Genomic DNA, 1,756 nt, shown 5'->3' on the forward strand with positions numbered 1-1,756 from the left:
CTGCGTGATGCCGCGCGCTGCTCGCCGAGCGCACCGGTGCCCCGAGCTGGCGGGCCGGCTGGGCCGAGCTGCTCGTCACCAGCGGTGACGCCGAGCTGGCCCGGACCGGGTCGGCGGTCTTCCGCGAGCTCGTCGACGAGGGTCACGCCGGTGCCCTGACCGCGCGGCAGTGCCTGCTGCACGCCCACACCCTGCTCGCCCGCCAGACCGAGGCGGGGAGGGCGCGGCCGTCCTCGCGGCCCAGCTGCCCGCGCTCACCCAGCTCTCCGACGACGAGCGGCTCGACCTCGAGACCGACCTGGCGCACCCCGGCACCGCCGGTGACGGCGAGGCGTGGTGGGCGCTGCTCACCCGCCGCTGGCGCGACGCCGGGGATGCTCGTGCCCCGCAGGCTCACCGACGACGAGCTCGCGGGCGGTCGTCGGGGCGGAGTCGGTCGCGGCCTTCGGCGACGACCTCGATGTCTACGACCGCGTCGGCCCCGACCGGGGCGAGCTCGCCGCCCGCCGGGAGGGTCTGCGCGAGCGGGTCCGTGAGGCGACCGGCCGCGACATCGACCCCGACGAGCTGCCGCTCGTCAGCGTCGTCGTCACCGCCTATCGCCCGGGCCCGTGGCTCGCCACGGCGATCCGCGCCCTGCTCGACCAGACCTGGTCACGGCTCGAGGTGCTCGTCGTCGACGACGCGTCCGGCCCGGACTTCGCCGACGAGATCGCCCGCATCGCCGCGCTGGACCCGCGGGCGCGGGTCATCACCCGTGAGCGCAACGGCGGGGCCTATCGCGCGCGCAACCTCGGTCTGGCCCAGGCGAAGGGGGAGTACCTCGCCTTCCTCGACGCCGACGACTGGTGCCACCCCGAGCGCATCGAGCGCCAGGTGCTCCCGCTGCTCGCCGACCCCTCGCTCGTCGCGACCCACGCCCTGGCGATCCGCGCGAGCGAGGACCTCCGGCTCGCCTGGCTCGGCTACCCCGCGGTGCGGCACAACGCCGCCGGGCTCGTCATGCGGCGGTCGACGCACGACCGGGTCGGCAGCTTCGACGACGTGCGCAAGAGCGCCGACAGCGAGTACAACGCCCGGATCGAAGCCGTCACCGGCCAGGTCCCGCCCATGGTCACCCCGCCCCTGCAGATCACCCGCCTGCGCTCGGGATCCTTGTCCCGCAGCGACTTCGGCGTCGGCTGGGGCATCGGTGCGCGGCTGGCCTATCGCTCGGCCTACAAGGCGTGGCACCGGCGTCTGGCCACGGCCAGGACGAAGGGGGAGCTGCCGCCGGTGGCCGAGGGGGCCGACGTCCCGCAGGAGCTCGTCCTCGACTGGGCCACGCGGCATGGCGAGTCCGACCCCGATCGCGAGAGTGCGCCGGGTCGCCCCTTCACCGCACCCCACGCGTGGATCTCGACGCGGCCGCTCGCTCCCTTCGACCTGCTCGTCGTCGACGACGCCGCCGACACGATGGCCGACCCGGCCGAGCTGCGGGGTGTGCTCGACGAGCTGCTCGACCTCGACCTGCGGGTCGCGCTGCTCCACCGCGAGAACCCCGCGCGCCTGCGCCTCTACCGCAAGGGCCTGCTGCCCGCGGTGCGCCGGCTCGTCGACCACGCCGACGACCTCGTGCAGGTGCACCCCGAGGAGCACGTCGAGGCGGCGGTGACCTGGGTGCGCCGCGCCGAGGCACTGTCCGTCGGCCGCCGCCGCCCGACCGTGGCGACGGGCGAGGTGCTCGTCACCCGGCCACCGCGACCCGCACCCCACC

At 75.7% G+C, this 1,756-nt stretch carries 2 protein-coding genes; one reads left to right on the forward strand and one right to left on the reverse strand.

Features of this window, described 5'->3' with window-relative positions:
• On the reverse strand, nt 1–182 hold a 182-nt coding region (locus AC2W7J_RS17925; RefSeq protein WP_485984100.1), incomplete at its 3' end, for a hypothetical protein.
• 154 nt (nt 183–336) lie between these two features.
• On the opposite strand from AC2W7J_RS17925, the gene AC2W7J_RS17930 reads away from it, so the two are divergent.
• A partial coding sequence (locus AC2W7J_RS17930) for a glycosyltransferase family 2 protein (protein WP_485984102.1) occupies nt 337–1,756 on the forward strand: 1,420 nt, incomplete at its 3' end.

This window comes from Janibacter sp. CFPM2_SD2 (genome assembly GCF_057364645.1).